16 protein-coding genes are annotated in these 18844 nt (G+C 38.8%); all 16 read left to right on the top strand.

What is annotated here, in order from left to right; translation table 11 throughout:
- Positions 1-163 precede the first annotated feature (163 nt).
- Positions 164-1351 (top strand): CaiB/BaiF CoA transferase family protein, encoded by a 1188-nt coding sequence (locus HMPREF1639_RS03145; protein WP_036763144.1) that lies wholly within the window; start codon positions 164-166, stop codon positions 1349-1351.
- A 192-nt stretch (positions 1352-1543) separates the two neighbouring features.
- The gene (locus HMPREF1639_RS03140) at positions 1544-2713 is read left to right on the top strand and encodes an ABC transporter ATP-binding protein (protein ID WP_036763143.1); all 1170 of its coding nucleotides are present in this window, start codon (positions 1544-1546) and stop codon (positions 2711-2713) included.
- Between the two features lie 22 nt (positions 2714-2735).
- Positions 2736-4397 carry a glycine betaine ABC transporter substrate-binding protein gene (locus tag HMPREF1639_RS09540; RefSeq protein ID WP_036763141.1) on the top strand — a complete coding sequence of 554 codons (1662 nt, stop codon included), beginning with the start codon at positions 2736-2738 and terminating at the stop codon, positions 4395-4397.
- A gap of 30 nt (positions 4398-4427) precedes the next feature.
- Positions 4428-5063, top strand: a complete 636-nt coding sequence (locus tag HMPREF1639_RS03130; RefSeq protein WP_036763140.1) for an ABC transporter permease — start codon at positions 4428-4430, stop codon at positions 5061-5063.
- A 268-nt stretch (positions 5064-5331) separates the two neighbouring features.
- A complete protein-coding gene (bcp, locus tag HMPREF1639_RS03125) occupies positions 5332-5796 on the top strand; it encodes a thioredoxin-dependent thiol peroxidase (protein ID WP_036763137.1) in 465 nt (154 codons plus the stop codon).
- A gap of 217 nt (positions 5797-6013) precedes the next feature.
- On the top strand, positions 6014-8035 hold the full coding sequence (ligA, locus tag HMPREF1639_RS03120) for an NAD-dependent DNA ligase LigA (RefSeq protein ID WP_198021052.1): 2022 nt from the start codon (positions 6014-6016) through the stop codon (positions 8033-8035).
- A gap of 232 nt (positions 8036-8267) precedes the next feature.
- Positions 8268-9629, top strand: coding sequence for a ribonuclease PH (gene rph, locus HMPREF1639_RS03115; protein ID WP_036763145.1), 1362 nt, complete (start codon positions 8268-8270; stop codon positions 9627-9629).
- A gap of 120 nt (positions 9630-9749) precedes the next feature.
- Entirely contained in the window at positions 9750-10223 is a 474-nt protein-coding gene (locus HMPREF1639_RS03110; RefSeq protein WP_036763134.1) for a metallophosphoesterase family protein, read from the top strand.
- A gap of 124 nt (positions 10224-10347) precedes the next feature.
- A complete protein-coding gene (tig, locus tag HMPREF1639_RS03105; RefSeq protein WP_036763133.1) occupies positions 10348-11631 on the top strand; it encodes a trigger factor in 1284 nt (427 codons plus the stop codon).
- Positions 11632-11796: 165 nt separating this feature from the next.
- A complete protein-coding gene (clpP, locus tag HMPREF1639_RS03100) occupies positions 11797-12381 on the top strand; it encodes an ATP-dependent Clp endopeptidase proteolytic subunit ClpP (protein ID WP_036763131.1) in 585 nt (194 codons plus the stop codon).
- A gap of 26 nt (positions 12382-12407) precedes the next feature.
- On the top strand, positions 12408-13673 hold the full coding sequence (clpX, locus tag HMPREF1639_RS03095; RefSeq protein WP_036763130.1) for an ATP-dependent Clp protease ATP-binding subunit ClpX: 1266 nt from the start codon (positions 12408-12410) through the stop codon (positions 13671-13673).
- A gap of 303 nt (positions 13674-13976) precedes the next feature.
- Positions 13977-14741, top strand: coding sequence for a Fe-S cluster assembly ATPase SufC (gene sufC / locus HMPREF1639_RS03090; RefSeq protein ID WP_007790513.1), 765 nt, complete (start codon positions 13977-13979; stop codon positions 14739-14741).
- A complete protein-coding gene (gene sufB, locus HMPREF1639_RS03085; protein WP_036763129.1) occupies positions 14731-16155 on the top strand; it encodes a Fe-S cluster assembly protein SufB in 1425 nt (474 codons plus the stop codon). Before sufC ends, sufB begins: the two co-directional genes overlap by 11 nt.
- A 10-nt stretch (positions 16156-16165) precedes the next feature.
- The gene (locus tag HMPREF1639_RS03080) at positions 16166-16996 is read left to right on the top strand and encodes a SufB/SufD family protein (protein ID WP_036763126.1); all 831 of its coding nucleotides are present in this window, start codon (positions 16166-16168) and stop codon (positions 16994-16996) included.
- Positions 16997-17048: 52 nt separating this feature from the next.
- Positions 17049-18284 (top strand): aminotransferase class V-fold PLP-dependent enzyme, encoded by a 1236-nt coding sequence (locus tag HMPREF1639_RS03075; RefSeq protein ID WP_036763123.1) that lies wholly within the window; start codon positions 17049-17051, stop codon positions 18282-18284.
- Complete coding sequence (gene sufU / locus HMPREF1639_RS03070) at positions 18274-18711, top strand: Fe-S cluster assembly sulfur transfer protein SufU (RefSeq protein ID WP_036763121.1); 438 nt, start codon at positions 18274-18276, stop codon at positions 18709-18711. The genes HMPREF1639_RS03075 and sufU overlap by 11 nt, the downstream gene beginning before the upstream one ends.
- The last annotated feature ends 133 nt before the right edge of the window (positions 18712-18844 follow it).

Below are 18844 nucleotides of genomic sequence, written 5' to 3'. Positions count from 1 at the left end.
AACGGCACGCTCCGTGGTGTGAGAGGGAGGAGAAAGTCCTCCCTACTCGATTTAAGTTTTCACCATTTTTTGTATTTTTAGAATCTTTTATAAAGAGTGTTTAAAATTCTACTAATATGTTGTATAATGAAACAAGTGACATATTAATTATAGGGGGTTTATTATGACTAATAATACAGCTTTATCAAATCTGAAAATCTTAGATTTCACAACACTTCTTCCAGGACCATATGCAACTTTGATGTTGGCGGATATGGGTGCAGAGGTTTTAAAGGTGAGCTCAAAATCAAAGCTAGACCTAGTTTATGAGATGGGGGCTTTTGATGAAGAGATAGGATTGAGTGCTAATCAGTTATGGCTTAACAGGAACAAGAAAACAATTTCCTTAAATTTAAAATCACCTAAGGCCATAGAAATAATCAAGGAACTGATCAAGGAATACGATATAGTTATTGAACAGTTTAGACCGGGTGTAATGAAGAAATTGGGTCTATCATATGAAGACCTTTCAAAGATTAATCCTAGGTTGATATACTGCTCTATATCTTCTTATGGTAATTCAGGACCAGCTATGAATAAGGCAGGTCACGACTGTAACTTTATGGCCCTAAGTGGTCTACTATCTGTAGCGGGTAGAAAGTCTACAGGACCATCTCTTATGAGTACACAGCTAGGAGATATAGCAGGTGGAGCCCTACATTCAGTAATAGGCATTCTAGCAGCTGCTAACTATAGGGAATTAACTGGTAAGGGCCAGTATGTAGATATATCAATGATGGATACAATTATACCTATGAATACATTTGAAGGTGCATCTTTCCTAATGGATGGCAAGAAGAGGGAGAGAGAAGGCTTTGACCTAAATGGTAAGGGTATATACGATATATACGAGACTTCTGACAAGGAATACATAACTGTAGGTTCACTAGAGCCTAAATTCCTCAAGAAGCTTGCTGATGCAGTTGGTCTACCAGAATTGCTAGAAATGGGTGCTACTCCAGATGATGGTGGTGTCCTAAAGGCTAGACTAGTTGAGATTATCAAGTCCAAGCCATTGGCCCACTGGAATGAGGTATTTAGTCCACTAGATGCTTGTATAGAACCAGTCTTAGACTTTGATCAGGCCTTCAATCATGAACCACAGATCAAGGCTAGAGAGATGATAGTAGAGGTGGATGCTGGCAAAAAGAAAGTTCGTCAGTTCGCCATGCCTATAAAATTCTCAGAATCAGATGTTATTTATAAGTATGCTGGTAAGGAAATAGGCCATGATACTCAAGATATACTGAAGAAGCTAGGCTATAGTGACCAAGATATAGCTGGTATGGATTCTGAAGATGTATTTAAGTAAATTAAAAACAAGTATATAAGTAAAAGTACTTTTTATTAAGGAAAATATAATTTGTAATACCGACTGCTGGGGTTAGATATGACCGTTCAGTCGGTATTAGTATATACGGTTAAGAGAGAATTAGGGTTTACTTGATATATCTGAATAAAAAACGGAGTATGTTTAAAATAATAATCCTAGAAAGGAGAACATATGATAAAGTACAAGAATATAACAAAAAAATATCCTAATGGTAAAAAGGCTGTTAAAGATGTCAATTTAGAATTCAATAGGGGTGAGTTTGTCTGTTTTATAGGTACTTCAGGTAGTGGAAAGACAACCCTAATGAGAATGATAAATAGAATGCTTGAGCCAACTAGTGGTGAACTTACGCTAGATGGTAAAAATATAAAAGATTTTAATGAGGTTGAGCTACGTAGGAAAATCGGTTATGTAATCCAGCAAATAGGCTTGATTCCACATATGACTATATATGAAAATATAACGATGGTTCCAAGATTATTGAAGTGGCCAGAGGATAAAATGAAAGAGAAGGCTGTCAAATTGATTAAGATGGTGGATTTGCCAGAGTCATTTTTAAATAGGTATCCATCTGAATTGTCTGGTGGACAGCAACAGAGAATCGGTGTTATAAGAGCCTTGGCGGCCGACCAGGATATAGTCTTAATGGATGAACCATTTGGTGCCTTAGATCCAGTGACGAGAGAGTCGCTCCAGGATATAGTCAAGGAATTGCAGGTAAAAACTGGAAAAACTTTCGTAATAGTTACCCACGATATGGATGAGGCAATAAAACTTGCTGACAAGATTGCCATATTGGATAGGGGTGAATTAATCCAATTCGATACTGTTGAAAATATTTTGTTAAATCCTAAAAATGAATTTGTCAAAAATATGATTGGTGAAGATAGACTGACGGAAGCTAAATTTGATTTAAGCACGGTTGAAGAAATAATGATGAAGAATCCTTATAAAATAAATGTAAAAGATAGCCTCAGAACTGCAATGAACATGATGCATGAAAAGAGAGTTGATACACTTTTTGTAGTAGATGACAATAATGTTTTAATTGGTATGCTAGATGCATTTTTAGTAAAGGTAAAAGATAATAAGTTTTCTAGGCCGATAGAAGACTTTGTAAATAGGGCTTATGCAATACGTGTAGACACAAAGGTCAAGTCAGCCTTGTACTATATAAAAGAACTTAAGTATAAGAATATACCTGTAATAGATAGTAATGGTTGCCTTGTAGGTCTTGTTACCAGGGCTGCTATGGTTGATTACTTATACAATAATTTTTGGAGTGACTATGAGCCTGAAGATTCAGAAGTATTGCTAACTGAAGAGTATGAAGTCGAATAAAATAATTGAAGTAGGTGGTTAAATGATAAATTTAATTATAGAAAAATTGCCAGAATTATTTTTAAAAATAGGAGAACACCTATATATATCACTTATAGCCTTGTCTTTAGGTGTTTTGGTGGCAGTGCCAGTAGGTGTGTTAATTACAAAAAATAAGACACTAACAAAGATTGTGATGACGATAGCCTCTGTATTTCAGACTATACCATCCTTGTCCTTGTTAGCTATAATGATACCTATCTTTGGAGTAGGTAAGCTACCTGCTATAATAGCTATTTTTATTTATTCCCTACTTCCAGTTCTTAGAAATACAGTTCTTGGTATGAATGGAGTAGATGAAAATATATTAGATGCTGCAAAGGGCATGGGGATGACATTTTCACAAATAATTTGTCGTATACAGATTAGGTTGGCTGCACCCGTAATAATGGCCGGTATTAGGTTGTCGGCTGTATATGTCATAGCCTGGACTACGCTGGCATCCTATGTAGGTGCAGGAGGTCTTGGAGATTTCATATTTTCTGGTCTGACCTTATTTAATGTACCTATGATTGTAATGGGAGCCTTACCAGTTACAATTATAGCCCTAGTAGTTGATTTTGTATTAGTCAGGTTAGAAAAATTTGTCCAACCCAAGACAAAATCACAATATAAGAATACGTCGGTTTCAGAAAATATTGGGTTAGATATACAAGACAAGAAGAAAAATACGGTTAAAAAAGTACTACTCCTATTTTTATCCTTATTTTTATCAATAAGTTTGACCGCATGTTCTCTACCAGGTTTAGAGGGAGATTCATCTAAGGGAGATATAGTTATAGCTGGCGGTAGTACATCAGAAAGACAGATAGTCTCACAAATACAGAAGCAAATGATAGAACATTACTATCCAAAAAGGAAGGTTTCTATAATAAATAACCTGTCTTCATCCATGTTACTATTCCAGGCTATGGATGGTGGACATGCCAATCTGGCCTCTGTAATGTATACAGGAACATCCTTGACGGGTGAATTAAAGATGGAGCCTACGACAGATACCGATCTGGCCTTAAAAAAAGTAGTCAATGGTTTCTATAAAAAATTTGGCTTGGTTTGGTTGCCAACATACGGATTTGAAAATACCTATGTATTTATGGTAAGAGAAGATTTTGCCAAGAAACATAAACTTGAAAAGGTCAGTGACCTAAAGAAGATATCCAAAGATATAATGGCGGGCGTTGACACGAGTTGGATAAATAGAAAGGGCGATGGTTATGAAGCCTTTAAGGAAAAATATGGTTTTGACTTTAAGACCATACTACCTATGGATGTTAGTCTGGTATACAGTGCAGTTAATTCAGGAAAAATGGACGTGGTTCTAGGATTTTCTACTGATGGTAGGATAAAGGCTTATGGTCTAAAATTATTAGAGGATGACTTAAGACTCTTTCCACCATATGATGCTTCTCCTGTTGTAGACAAGAAGGTATTAAAAGAACATCCGGAAATTGTAGACCTACTATTGAAGCTGGATGGAGCAATTCCTAGTGAAAAAATGCAGGAGTTAAATAACCTATGTGATGGTCACAAGATTGAAGCAAATGTAGTTGCAGAAAGGTTTTTAAAAGCCAACAACTATTTTGAGTCAAAGAAAATAAGTCCTCTACAGTCTAGGGCCATGTATAAAAAATTGCTTGGTATGTAGGGTGACCTATGGAGAAGGGAGTGATATTCTTTGAAAGAATTGTTTGAGTATTATCAGATAAATGGACATGTTGTATTTGAACAGTTTATAAGGCACTTTTTAATTTCCGTATACGGAGTCCTATTTGCATGCCTGCTAGCTATTCCAGTCGGTATGTATATCAGTAGGTATAGAAAACTTTCTGGATTTGTTATAGGTATAGCCAATGTCATTCAGACGATACCATCTTTGGCCTTGCTATCAATATTAATGGTAGTGATGGGGCTTGGGACTAATACGGTTGTAGCGACAGTATTTTTATACTCAATATTGCCGATTTTGAAAAACACCTGTACAGGTCTAAATAATGTGAGTTATGACCTGATTGATGTAGCGAAGGGTATGGGGATGACAAGGAGACAGATTCTCTTTAAGGTCAAATTACCACTTTCTTTATCGGTGATTATTGGAGGTATTAGAAATGCCTTGGTTATAGCAGTGGGTGTTACTACAATAGGTACCTTTATAGGTGCTGGTGGACTAGGTGATATAATTTCAAGGGGAATAGTTGTTTCAAATGGTTCTGCTATTATTTGGGCTGGTACTATACCAACAGCAGTTATGGCTGTAGTTTTTGACTTGGCTCTAGGAGGTTTGGAATCAAAATTAACAAAAAGAGTATCATAGGAATATTTAAGAGGGTAAACCTATGAATTTCCATATACAAGTGCAGATAGACTGTCTTATGATACTTTGAGCAAGGATAGAAAATATGCCGACTTGCAAGAGTTAGATTTAAAGTCTAAGTCTTGCAAGGTCGGTATTTTTAATATATTTTAACTTTAGGCCTAATATCATGGATATTTAACGTATAATGGTTTATAATTTATATATCAAACAAGTAGCTTAGAGGATAGATATATAGAAACAAGAGTGAAAAGATAAGGAGAATATTATGAATATAGGAGATAAGGCACCGGATTTTACATTGATGGACAAGGACAATAAGGAGGTTAGCTTGAGCCAGTTTAGGGGCAAGAAGGTAATCTTGTATTTTTACCCAAAGGACAACACACCAGGCTGTACTAAACAGGCCTGCAACTTCAGAGACAATTACCCCCAGATAGTAGCCAAGGGGGCTGAGGTTATAGGCATTAGCAAGGACAGTGCCAAGACTCATACAAATTTTGCAAGTAAGCATGAGCTACCATTTATACTACTGTCTGACCCAGAGACTGAGGTTATCCAGGCCTATGGAGCTTGGAAGGAGAAAAAGATGTATGGCAAGACATTTTTAGGTATAGACAGGACTAGCTTCCTGATAGATGAAGAAGGCATAATAGTGGATATAGTAAATGGCAAGAGGATGAAGGCTGCTACTAATGCAGATGATATAATGAGTGGTGACTTCCTAGACTAGGCACCGGATAGTATTACTTGAGTCTAGAAAATATATTTTAAAAGAAAGTCCTAAATAAATTTAAGCAGAAAGTTAAATATAGGTAAGATTGATTTTAAAAGTACTAAAATGTTAGTAGGTAAGGAAAACTATGAAAGTAATAGATGAAAATTTATATATAGAAAAAATAAAGGATAGGCTAGGTCAAAATTCTATTTCAAATCAAGAGGCGGGCCAAATGGTGGATGACCTAAAGGACATTTTGAACTACCACAGTGATAGGTACTACAATTCAGATAGCCCTGAGATAAGCGATATGGACTATGATAGGTTGATGAAGAGTCTGATATTGTTGGAAGAGGCCTTTCCAGAATATAAGAAGGAGGATTCTCCATCAGTAAGGGTAGGTGGTAGGGCCCTAGAAAAGTTCGACCAGTACCAGCATGAGAGACCTATGTTGAGTTTATCTAATGTTTTTTCAGCAGAAGAGATTAGGGACTTTGACAGGAGGGTTCGTGGAGCTCTGGGACCAGGTCATGGTCAGGTTAACTATGTGGTGGAAACTAAGATAGATGGCCTGTCTGTAGGCTTGACCTATGAGGATGGCTACCTAAGAATGGGGGCTACCAGGGGGGATGGCTATACAGGCGAAAATGTAACAGAAAATATAAAGACCATAGCTACTATACCCATTAAGATAGACGAAAAGAGAAAGCTAGTAGCTAGGGGAGAAGTGTATATTTCCAAAAGTGATTTTGAGGCAGTAAATGCCTATCAGGAAGACCACGACCTGCAGATATATGCCAACCCAAGAAATTTAGCAGCAGGTTCACTTAGGCAGTTGGACCCTAAATTAGCTGCAAAGAGACCCTTGGATATATTTATATTTAACCTAGAAAATATAGAAGAGCTAGGGCTAGAGAGGCACAGTCAATCTTTTGATTATATGAAATCTCTAGGCTTGAAGGTGAATGAAGAGTACAAGTTGTGTGAAAATATAGAAGAGGTAATAGAATATATTAGTTATTGGACTGAAAATAGGTCTAGCCTGCCATATGAAATAGATGGTATGGTAATCAAGGTAGATTCCATAGCCCAAAGAGAGGTCCTAGGATTTACAGCCAAGAGTCCAAGATGGGCCACTGCCTTCAAGTTCCCAGCAGAGAGAAAAAAGACCAAGCTGATAGATATAGAGGTAGAAGTAGGCAGGACAGGAACTATCACTCCTACTGCTATCTTAGAACCTGTCAGGCTGGCGGGAACTACAGTTAGTAGGGCAAGTCTCCACAATGAAGACTATATCAAGGAGAGGGATATCAGGATAGGGGATAGAGTCCTGGTGCAGAAGGCTGGGGATATTATCCCTCAGGTTGTAGAAGTATCCCTAGATGATAGGACTGGGAAGGAAGAGGTCTTTGAGATGCCTCACCAGTGTCCAGTATGCGGTCAAGAAACTGTAAGGCTAGATGGAGAAGCCGCTGTCAAGTGTATCAATATTTCTTGTCCAGCCCAAATCAGGAGGGGTATAATTCACTTCGTATCCAGGGATGCCATGGACATTGAGGGCATGGGCGAGTCGATTATTACCAGCCTTTTGGACAAGGGTGTGATCAAGGATATAGCAGACCTATACTATATGGATCCGGATATCTTGGTGAGTCTAGACCGTATGGGACAGAAGTCTGTAGCCAACCTGATGGCATCTATAGAAAAATCCAAGTCAAATGACCTATGGAGACTAATCAATGGACTAGGGATTAGGTTTGTAGGTGTAAAGGGAGCCAAATTGCTGGCAAGTGCCTGTGGTTCTATGGACCATATAATGTCTGCCAGTGAAGATGACCTGATACAGATAGAGGAATTTGGCCAGATAATGTCTGACAGTGTGGTTAAGTTCTTCCAAGAGGATAAGAACAAGGAAACAATAGAAAAGCTGAGACAGGCCGGCCTCAATATGCAAGTCATAGAAAAGGATGATAAGGGGATAGTCAAGGTATTTGAAGGTATGAAGATAGTCCTAACAGGTACCCTAGCTACCATGAAGAGGAATGATGCCAAGGCCCTAATAGAAGAAAGGGCAGGCAAGGCTACATCCAGTGTTAGCAAGTCTACTAGCTTTGTCCTAGCAGGCGAGGAGGCAGGCTCAAAATTGGACAAGGCTCTATCTCTAGGCGTCAAGGTTATCGATGAGTCCAAATTTATGGAGCTTTTGGCTTGCAAGACTAGGGATGAGGTAGATTCAAGGCTAGAGGATATCTAGGTGATATCTAGGTATTTTGTATATTTTATGAGCAATCGAAAAATCAACTTAGTAAGATAGTATATAAAGACTCTATCTTAAAAAGATAAGAAAATTAGTAGGGCTATATAGGCCATGGATGAAAAGAGGGGATTTAGTGACAAATTCAAGTGTTAGAGAGAGTCTAGATGCAAGTACTAGTGAGAGAGTAGAAAATTTGGAAGAAGCATCTAGTGGTATAGATGGTGAGAAAATAGGACCAAGACCTGATGGTAGGGATTTTGACCAGTTAAGACCTGTAAAAATAACCAGGAATTATACTATGCATTCAGCAGGCTCTGTCTTGATAGAGGTTGGAAATACCAAGGTTATATGCACAGCATCTATAGAAGAGGGTCTACCAGGCTTTATGAAGGGGACTGGCAAGGGCTGGATCAGTGCGGAATATTCCATGTTGCCATCTGCTACAGAAACTAGGAAGAGAAGGGACTCTAGCAGGGGCAAGGTTGACGGCAGGAGTCAGGAGATACAGAGGCTGATAGGTAGGTCTATTAGGTCAGTTGTAAACCTTGAAGACCTAGGTGAAAGAACTATATGGATAGATTGTGATGTAATACAGGCTGATGGTGGTACGAGGACAGCATCTATTACAGGAGCATTTGTTGCCCTTGCCGACGCCTTGTACAAGTTGTATGCATCTGGTGACATCAAGAAGATGCCTATTACTAGTATGCTGGCAGCAGTGAGCGTAGGTGTGGTAGATTCAAATGTATGCCTAGATATATGCTATGAGGAAGACTCAAAGGCAGAAGTGGATACAAATATTATAATGAACCATAAGGGGCAATTTGCAGAGCTTCAATGTACTGGTGAGGAAAGGCCATTTACTAGGGCTGAAATGAATCAGATACTCGAGTATGCTGAAAAGGGAAACAAGGAACTGATGAGGATACAGAGAAAGGCCCTAGGTCAGGTTGCAGATTCAATTATTGGTCGTGAATACGAAAGAGAGGCAATCATAGCTACTGGCAATATGCACAAGTTAGAGGAAATACAGAAGATGTTGGCAGATATGGACTTTGATATAAAGTCCCTAAAGGATGTTGACCTAGATGGTATAGAGATTATAGAAGATGGCAGGACCTTCGAGCACAATGCCCTTATAAAGGCTAGAACAATCAGCAAAATGACTGGCAAGATAGCTATAGGGGATGATTCTGGTATAGAGGTGGACGCCCTGGGCAAGAGACCGGGTATATATTCGGCCAGGTATGCCGGTGAAAATGCCACTGATGAGGAAAATAGGATCAAGATGTTTGAAGAGTTGAAGGATGTTCCCATGGAGAAAAGGACAGCCAGGTTCGTATGCGTCATTGCCACAGTATTTCCGGACGGCAAGGAGATGCTGGCCAGGGGCAAGGTAGAAGGTAAGATAGCCTTTGAAGAACGTGGTCATAATGGTTTTGGCTATGACTGTATGTTTATACCTGATGGCTATGAGGAAACATTCGGTCAGCTAGCACCTGAAGTGAAAAATTCCTTCAGCCATAGGTCGAGGGCTCTTGCTGAAATGAAGGTAAGGCTAAAGGAAATAATAGATTCGAGGATTATATAGGTCCTACTATCCAGTGGATTGTGGTTGATAGCTGGCATATAAAATATTTTATAAGCATAAAAAATATTTTATAAATAATAGATACCATCATCCAGAGGACTGTAGAGAAGGGAGTTTGAAATGAAGATATTAATCTTGTCTGACACTCATGGCGGTAAACGAAATATGGATAAGTTGGTGCCCTTTATAAGTGAGGAAATAGACCTGATGATACATGCTGGAGATAATTTCAGAGACTCCTTATACCTAAAGGACAAGACTTCCAAGCCTATAATGGCAGTCAGGGGCAATTGTGACTTTGAGATAGCAGACGGTGAGTTGGTCTTTGAAGTTGAAGGGGTGACCTTTATGGTGGTTCATGGTCATATGCACAGGGTCAAGTATGGTCTAGACCTCCTGGCCCAGGATGCCCATGAAAAGGGGGCTGATATAGTTATCTTCGGCCATACCCATATCAAGGAAAATAAAATAATAGGTGGGGTTGAAATGATAAATCCAGGAAGTTTGTCCCTGCCTAGAGATGGAATCAAGGGGTCTTATGTCGTTATGGACCTGGAAAATGGAAAATATACCTATTCATATCATGATAATTAAGGAAAGCATTGTATTTTAAGTTTTTTTATAGTATAATTATGTGGTTGAATTGTGTTTAAAATTATAACTTGAATAATTAAAAAACAATAATAATATATTTAGGTGACGTGTAGGAGGATTATTTATGAAACCAGAATTAATTAAAAAAGAAGGATATTCTGTAAATTTTGAGATTGCAATAGATGCTGCAGAATTCGAAGGAGCAATAGACAAGGCTTACAAGAAGACTAAGTCTAGATACAATATAGCTGGATTTAGAAAGGGTAAGGCTCCAAGAAAGATAATAGAATTGAACTATGGTAAGGGTGTATTCTTCAATGATGCCCTAGATATACTACTACCAGAAGTATATCCAACAGCAGTAGACGAACTAGACCTATATGTTGTTAGTCAGCCAAGCATAGACATCAAGGATGTGAAGGAAGATGGTTCATTAGTACTTGTAGTAGACGTAGACGTTAGACCAGAGCTAACAGTAGAAAACTACAAGGGTGTAGAAATAGAAAAGGTAGATGCTGAAGTAACTGAAGAGCAGATTGACGATGAACTAAAGGCCCTAGTTGAAAGACAGTCTAGAATGGTAGATACTGAAGGTCCTATAGAAAACGGAAATATAGCAGTTATAGACTTCAAGGGTCTATTAGACGGTGAAACTTTTGAAGGTGGTACATCTGAAGGATACTCACTAGAAGTAGGTTCAGGTACATTTATACCAGGATTTGAAGACCAGTTAGTTGGTAAGAAGGCTGGAGAAGAAATCAAGGTTGATGTTACTTTCCCAGAAGACTATCCAGCTGAAGAATTAGCAGGCAAGCCAGTAGTATTCGAAGTTAAGATCAAGGAAATAAAGGTAAAGGAATTACCAGCCCTAGATGATGACTTCGCTAAGGATACAACTGAATTTGAATCACTAGAAGAATTAAAGAATGATATCAAGGCTAACCTTCAGAAGAAGGCTGATGAAGAAGCTAAGAGTGAAATGAGAAACAAGGTAGTAGAAAAGATAGCTGAAACTGTAGAAGTTGACATACCAAACTCAATGGTAGAAAACCAGTTAGACAACCAGATGAACGAAATCAATATGCAGCTTAGCTACCAGGGATGGTCTCTAGAAAAGTTTGCTGAATTATCAGGTCAGACTCTTGATGAAATCAGAGAAGCTAGAAGAGATGAAGCTAAGACTCTAGTAAAGAACTCTCTAGTAGTTGAAAAGATAGCTGAACTAGAAAATGTAGAAGTAACTGAAGCTGACATAGATGCAGACCTAGAAAATATGGCTAGTATGTACGGACTAGAACTTGCAAAGATCAAGGAAGTAGTTGGAGAAGCTGAAAGAGAAGGTATAATTGCTAGATTAAAGAATACTAAGACAGTAGATATGCTACTAGAAAGTGCTGTGCTTAAGTAATAAAAAACCGGATTATACAGGTAAAATTTAGGTATATAATATAGAATAAAGTTCATAGGTAAAGACCACATAGCCATGTGGTCTTTATCTTAAACAAGAACTTTATCAAGTGAAATTTATAAACTATACTAAGACTAAGTAAAGTGGAATTAAGGAGGGAAAATAATGGCATTAGTACCTTATGTAGTAGAACAAGACGGAAGAGGAGAGAGGTCATATGACATCTACTCAAGACTTCTAAAGGATAGAATAATCTTCTTAGGTGATGAAGTAAATGATGCTACAGCCAGTCTAGTTGTCGCCCAGCTCCTATTTTTGGAAGCTGACGATCCAGACAAGGATATACATCTATATATCAATTCACCAGGGGGTAGCGTGACAGCAGGTATGGCTATTTACGATACTATGCAGTATATAAAGGCAGATGTAAGCACTATATGTATAGGAATGGCTGCATCTATGGGTGCCTTTTTATTGGCTGCAGGAGCCAAGGGTAAGAGGTATGCCCTACCAAATAGTACAATCATGATTCATCAGCCTTTAGGGGGCTCAAGAGGCCAGGCGACTGATGTAGAGATTCATACCAAGTTCCTATTAAATACTAAGGAAAAGTTAAATACTATCCTTTCACAGAGGACAGGCCAGCCATATGATGTGGTAAAGGAAAACACTGAGCGTGATAACTTTATGACTGCAGACCAGGCCAAGGACTTCGGTTTAATAGACCATGTAATTGAAAATAGAGAGTAAGTATATAGACGGAAAGAGGTGATATAGTGCCTAAGCAAGAAGAAAAGCAATTCAAGTGCTCCTTTTGTGGCAAGAGTCAGGACCAGGTCAAGAGGATAATAGCCGGACCAGGTGTCTACATTTGTGATGAATGTGTGAGCTTGTGTAGCGAAATAATTAAGGAAGAAGTAGATGATGCTGAAGAGTATATAGAAGGTAACCTTCCTAAGCCAAAGGAAATGATGGCTATATTGGATGACTATGTAATAGGCCAGAATAAGGCTAAGAAGGCCCTATCAGTTGCCGTATACAACCACTACAAGAGGATATACGGAGACAAGGCTGCTTCAGAGGATGTAGAGATTCAGAAGAGTAATATCCTACTATTGGGACCTACAGGTTCAGGAAAGACCCTACTAGCCCAGACCCTAGCCAAGATATTGAATGTGCCATTTGCCATAGCAGATGCTACTTCATTGACAGAGGCAGGATATGTGGGTGAAGACGTTGAAAATATAGTCTTGAAGTTGGTACAGGCTGCAGACTTTGATATTGAAAAGGCCCAGAGGGGTATAATATACATAGACGAAATTGATAAGATTTCTAGGAAGTCTGACAACCCTTCAATAACAAGGGATGTAAGTGGTGAAGGTGTTCAGCAGGCCCTACTAAAGATACTGGAAGGAACTGTTGCCAATGTTCCACCATCAGGTGGAAGAAAGCATCCACACCAGGAATTTTTGAAGGTCGATACAACTAATATCTTATTTATCCTAGGTGGTGCCTTTGATGGTATTGAAAAAATAGTGCAGAAGCGTGGTAAGGATAAGGTCCTAGGCTTCGGTGCCAAGATTGAGAGCAAGACTGATATGGATATCGGTAAGTTGTACACACAGGTAATACCAGATGACCTATTGAAGTTTGGTTTGATACCAGAATTTGTAGGTAGAATACCAGTCCTAGCGACACTAGACCTATTGGATGAGGATTCTCTAGTGAGGATACTGACAGAACCTAAGAATTCCCTAGTCAAGCAGTATACAAAGCTATTTGAATACGATGATGCCAAGTTAGAGTTTGAAGCAGATGCCCTAACTGCTATAGCCAAGAAGGCAATAGATAGGAATACTGGAGCAAGAGGTTTGAGGTCAATTATTGAGCACGCCTTGATGGAGACTATGTATGAGATACCATCATTGGAGAATGTAGACAAGGTCCTAGTAACTAAGGAATGTATAGAAAACAAGGATGTAAAGCCAAGTATAATATACATGGACCATAGACAGGTTGCAGAAGACAGCCCTATCAACTAAAATTAAATTAGAATTATAAAGTCAGGTAACTATGATTGCAGAGCAAATGGGTCATGGTATACTTGACTTTTTTATTTGTATAGAATAGGTCAGCAGCTAAAATATGAGGTCCATTAGAAAAAAAATAAAAAAAATAAATAATTCCTAGTAAATTAGTCAAGATTATTGATTTTTTTGGGTAAACATAGTAATATAGTCTTGTACAAAATTTCAACTGAAAAATTTTCAAGTGATAATCGAGGGATATTGCTTGTGTTTGAAATTATAGCATGATTTAAATAATGTGAAAGGGAAGTGAGAATTGTGAGCGATATATTATTAGAGATAAAAGACCTTAGCGCTAAGGTTGGAGAAAAGGATATACTAAAGAATGTTAATCTTGTAATCAAAAAGGGTGAGACACACGTAATTATGGGACCTAATGGTTCTGGTAAGTCTACCCTAGTTAATACTATAATGAGTAATCCTAAGTATGAGATTACATCTGGAAAGATCTTCTTTGAAGGAGAAGATGTTACAGAAATGGCAGCTGACGAAAGGGCAAGAAGGGGTATCTTTATGTCATTCCAGTCACCAATAGAGGTACCTGGTATCAGTGTTGAAAACTTTATTAGAACTTCTAAGTCTGCAGTTGATGGTAAGCCAGTATCAGTTTTAAAGTTCAACATGGACCTATCTAAGAAGATGAGGGACCTACAGATGAAGGCAGAGTATGCAGGAAGATACATGAACTACGGTTTCTCGGGAGGAGAAAAGAAGAAGACTGAAATCCTACAGATGCAGGTTCTAAATCCAAAGTTGGCCATGCTAGATGAAACAGATTCAGGTCTGGACGTTGACGCTGTAAGAATAGTTTCTGAAGGTATCAAGAACTTTAAAAATGATGACAATGCCCTAGTGATAATAACTCACCACAAGGAAATTATACACAATGTAATACCTGATTACGTTCACGTAATAATGGATGGTAGGATAGTAAAAGAAGGTGACTTCTCCTTGATTCAGAGAATCGAAGAAGAGGGTTACGGTTGGATCAGAGATGAGGTGAATTCATCTAATGGAAACTAAGAGAGAAAACAAGAAGAGAACTCAAATAGAAGAGCAGGATCGTGGTATATACGACATAAAGAATGAGTTCAAGTATAAGTCAAAAACTGAAAAGGGTTTGACAGAAGAGATAGTAACTCAGATAAGTAAGGAAAAAAATGAACCCCAGTGGATGCTTGATATCAGACTAGCATCGCTAAAGAAGTTCTATGAATTGGAAAATCCGTCATGGGGACCTAACCTAGATGAGGTAAATATAGACGATATAACTACATATATCAGACCAGATGCTGACCTAGTGGAGGACTGGGACCAGGTACCAGAAGATATCAAAAATACCTTTGACCTACTTGGTATACCTGAGGCTGAAAGGGAAAATAACCTATCAGGTGTTGGAGCCCAGTACGACTCAGAAGTTGTCTACCACAATATTCAGCAGCATCTACTAGACCAGGGTGTAATCTACACTGACTTTGAAAGTGCAGTTAGAGAATATCCTGACATAGTTCAGAAGTACTTTATGAAGTGTATCACTAACGCAGACCACAAGTATGCCGCCCTACATTATGCAGTATGGTCAGGTGGATCATTTGTATATGTGCCAAAGGGTGTAAATGTGGATGTACCACTACAGTCATACTTTAGACTAAATGCACCAGGTGCTGGTCAGTTTGAGCATACACTTATAATTATAGAAGAAGGTGCCTACTGTCACTTTATAGAAGGATGTTCAGCACCAAAGTACAATGTGGTAAATATCCACGCCGGAGCAGTTGAGTTGTTTGTCCAGGAGGGTGCTACCCTTAGGTATTCAACAATAGAGAACTGGTCAAGGAATATGTACAACCTAAATACAAAGAGGGCCATAGTTGAAAAGGATGGGGCAATTGAATGGGTATCAGGATCTTTTGGTTCAAAGGTATCTTGCCTGTATCCAATGAGTATCTTGAGAGGTGCGAATGCCAGGTCTGAATTCACTGGTATTACTTTTGCCGGCAAGGGTCAGTACCTAGATACGGGTACAAAGGTAGTCCATGCAGCTCCTAACACTTCTTCGACTGTAAATTCAAAGTCTATATCAAAGGATGGCGGTGTAGCTATATACAGGGGTCTTGTAAAGGTTACAAAGAATGCCAAGGGTTCTAAGTCGACAGTTAGCTGTGAATCCCTAATGCTTGATCAGGAATCAAGGTCAGATACAATACCAGTTATAGATATAGCGACTCAGGACGTTGACCTAGGTCATGAAGCCAAGATAGGTAGAATAGATGATGAGGTAATCTTCTACTTGATGTCAAGGGGTATCAGTGAAGCCGAAGCCAAGTCAATGGTAGTAAGAGGTTTTGCAGAGCCGATTGCCAAAGAATTGCCGCTTGAATATGCAGTAGAAATGAACAATCTAATCAATCTTGAATTAGAAGGAACTATAGGTTAGGAGGAAAATTATGATAGCAAATACATTACCACTTCTTACTTGGAGATGGCTAAAGGTAAATGAATCCCTAATCGAGTTACCTGAGGTCAAGGACCAAGTACATGAAATAATAGCAGAGGAAAGCCAGGAGGTATCAGCCCTATTCGATACAAACGAAATGGTAGCTTCTGGAGCCTCTAGACATACAATTATAAAGATAAGGGCAGAAAAGGATTCTATAGTAAATATATATTATGTAGCTAGGAGCCATGAGGAAGAAAAGACCCTAACTGATATTACAGCAGACCTAATGGAATCAGCCCAGGTAAACCTAATTCAGATAGAGGCTGGTGCCAAGGATGCAGTTACTAACTATGTTGCCAACCTAATAGGTGACAAGTCTAGAACAAATGTTGAGTCTGTCTACTTTGCAGATGGAGACAATAGGATAGATATCTTCTACAACATCAACCAGATGGGTAAGGAGACTGATTCAAATATCCTAGTTAATGGTGCCTTGAAAGATAGGGCCAAGAAGACATTCAAGGGAACTATAGACTTCAAGAGAGGTTCTATAGGTTCAACTGGTAGCGAGGAAGAGTTTGCTACCCTACTAGATGATGAAGTAAGGTCTATAGCAGTACCAGTCCTACTATGTCAGGAAGATGATGTAGAGGGTGTTCACGCAGCCAGTGCAGGTAAGATAGACCAGGATACTCTATTCTATATAATGAGTAGGGGTATCAACGAAGAAGAGGCCAAGAAGGTCATAGTTGAAACTAAGCTTGCTCCAACTATTCACAAGCTTCCAGATGAAAAGTTGAGAGATGAGGTTTGGGGTCAGATAGAAGCGAGAATGTAGTTTTAAAATTACAGTATCCGGTTTTATAAAAGGAATGAGAGGTGTAAAAACCATGGATAAGCAGACAATAAATGAAATAAGAAAAGAATTTCCATATCTTGATGCAGACAAGATGGGTAGAAATATAATTTATTTGGACAACGGTGCAACATCACAGAAGCCACAGTGCGTAATTGATGCCCTAACCAATTATTACTCATACCAGAATGCCAACCCACATAGGGGTGCCCACTACTTGGGTATGCTGGCAACTGACCTATATGAAAGCTCAAGAGTAAAGGTCAAGGACTTTATAAATGCAAAATCAGAAAACGAAATAATATTTGTTAGAAATACTACAGAAGCTTTGAACCTAGTGGCCTATTCATATGGTTTGGACAAGCTAAAGGCTGGAGACGAGATAGTAATCTCAGTATACGAACACCATAGTAACCTAGTTACATGGCAGTTTGTAGCCCAAAAGACAGGGGCCGTATTGAAGTATGTATACCTAAATGACAAGAATGAATTGGATATGGACGCTTACAAGAAGGTCCTAAGTGACAAGACTAAGATAGTATCGCTAGCAGGTGCATCGAATACTGTTGGTGGTGTGATAGATGTCAAGGAAGTAACTAGACTAGCCCATGAGGTAGGAGCTGTGGTATCAATTGACTGTGCCCAGTTATCACCTCATATAAGGATGGATGTTCAGGATTGGGATGTTGATTTTATTTCATTCTCAGGTCACAAGATGTATGCCCCAATGGGTATAGGTGTCCTATATGGAAAGATGGACCTATTAGAATCAATGACTCCATTTATGTATGGTGGAGATATGATAGAATATGTCTATGAACAGGAAACTACATATGCACCAGTGCCAGCCAAGTTTGAGGCGGGTACACAGAATGTTGGAGGAGCAATTGCCCTAGCAGCAGCTATAGACTTTATGGAAAGAGTCGGTGTTGACAATATACATGAGCATGAGTTAGCCTTGACTGACTATGCTTACAAGAAGATGAGTGAGCTAGATTTTGTAGAAATCTATTCAACTCCTAGCTACTTGAGGTCACCACTAATCGACTTCAACATCAAGGATGTTCACGCCCACGACGTATCTACAGTCCTTGATTCCTATGATATAGCTATTAGGACAGGACACCACTGTGCTATGCCATTGCATACTTTTATAAAGCAGCATTCAACTTGCAGGGTCAGCTTTGCAGTTTACAATACATTTGAAGAAATTGACTTCTTTGTAGAAAAACTAAAAGAAGTAAGAAAGGTGATGGGATATGGATCTTAAGAGTTTATATACAGATATGCTCCTACAGGAGAGCAACAACAAGGCCAATATGAGGGACCTAGAATCACCTACATACAAGGAACTAGGCCATAACCCAAGTTGTGGTGATGAGATTACCCTACAGCTAGAAATGGATGGGGAGATCATCAAGGATGCAAGTTTTGCAGGTGTTGGATGTGCTATATCAAGGGCATCTACATCAATGATGATAGACCTGATCAAGGGTAAGAATATCCATGAAGCCAAGGACTTGACAGAGAAGTTTATAGGTATGATCAAGAAGGAAGTACCTGTAGATGATGACCTAATAGATGCCTTGGGAGATGCGGTTGTATTGGAAAATGTATCAAATATGCCAGCCAGGGTCAAGTGTGCAGTACTTGCTTGGCATACGCTAGGAAATATAATCGATAAAAACTATAAATAAGAAGGGCTTTGTGCTATAATAGTCATAAGCTCATTTATGTAGAAGTTAAGCTAGATCTCTTAATATGGGTCTAGCTTATTTTTATGTATGACGGGCATGCCGTCAGTCTGTGGTGAAAGTCCACGTAGGGCGT

Source organism: Peptostreptococcus sp. MV1 (assembly GCF_000758885.1).
Lineage (GTDB): Bacteria > Bacillota > Clostridia > Peptostreptococcales > Peptostreptococcaceae > Peptostreptococcus.
This window is presented reverse-complemented; position numbering and strand designations above follow the sequence as displayed.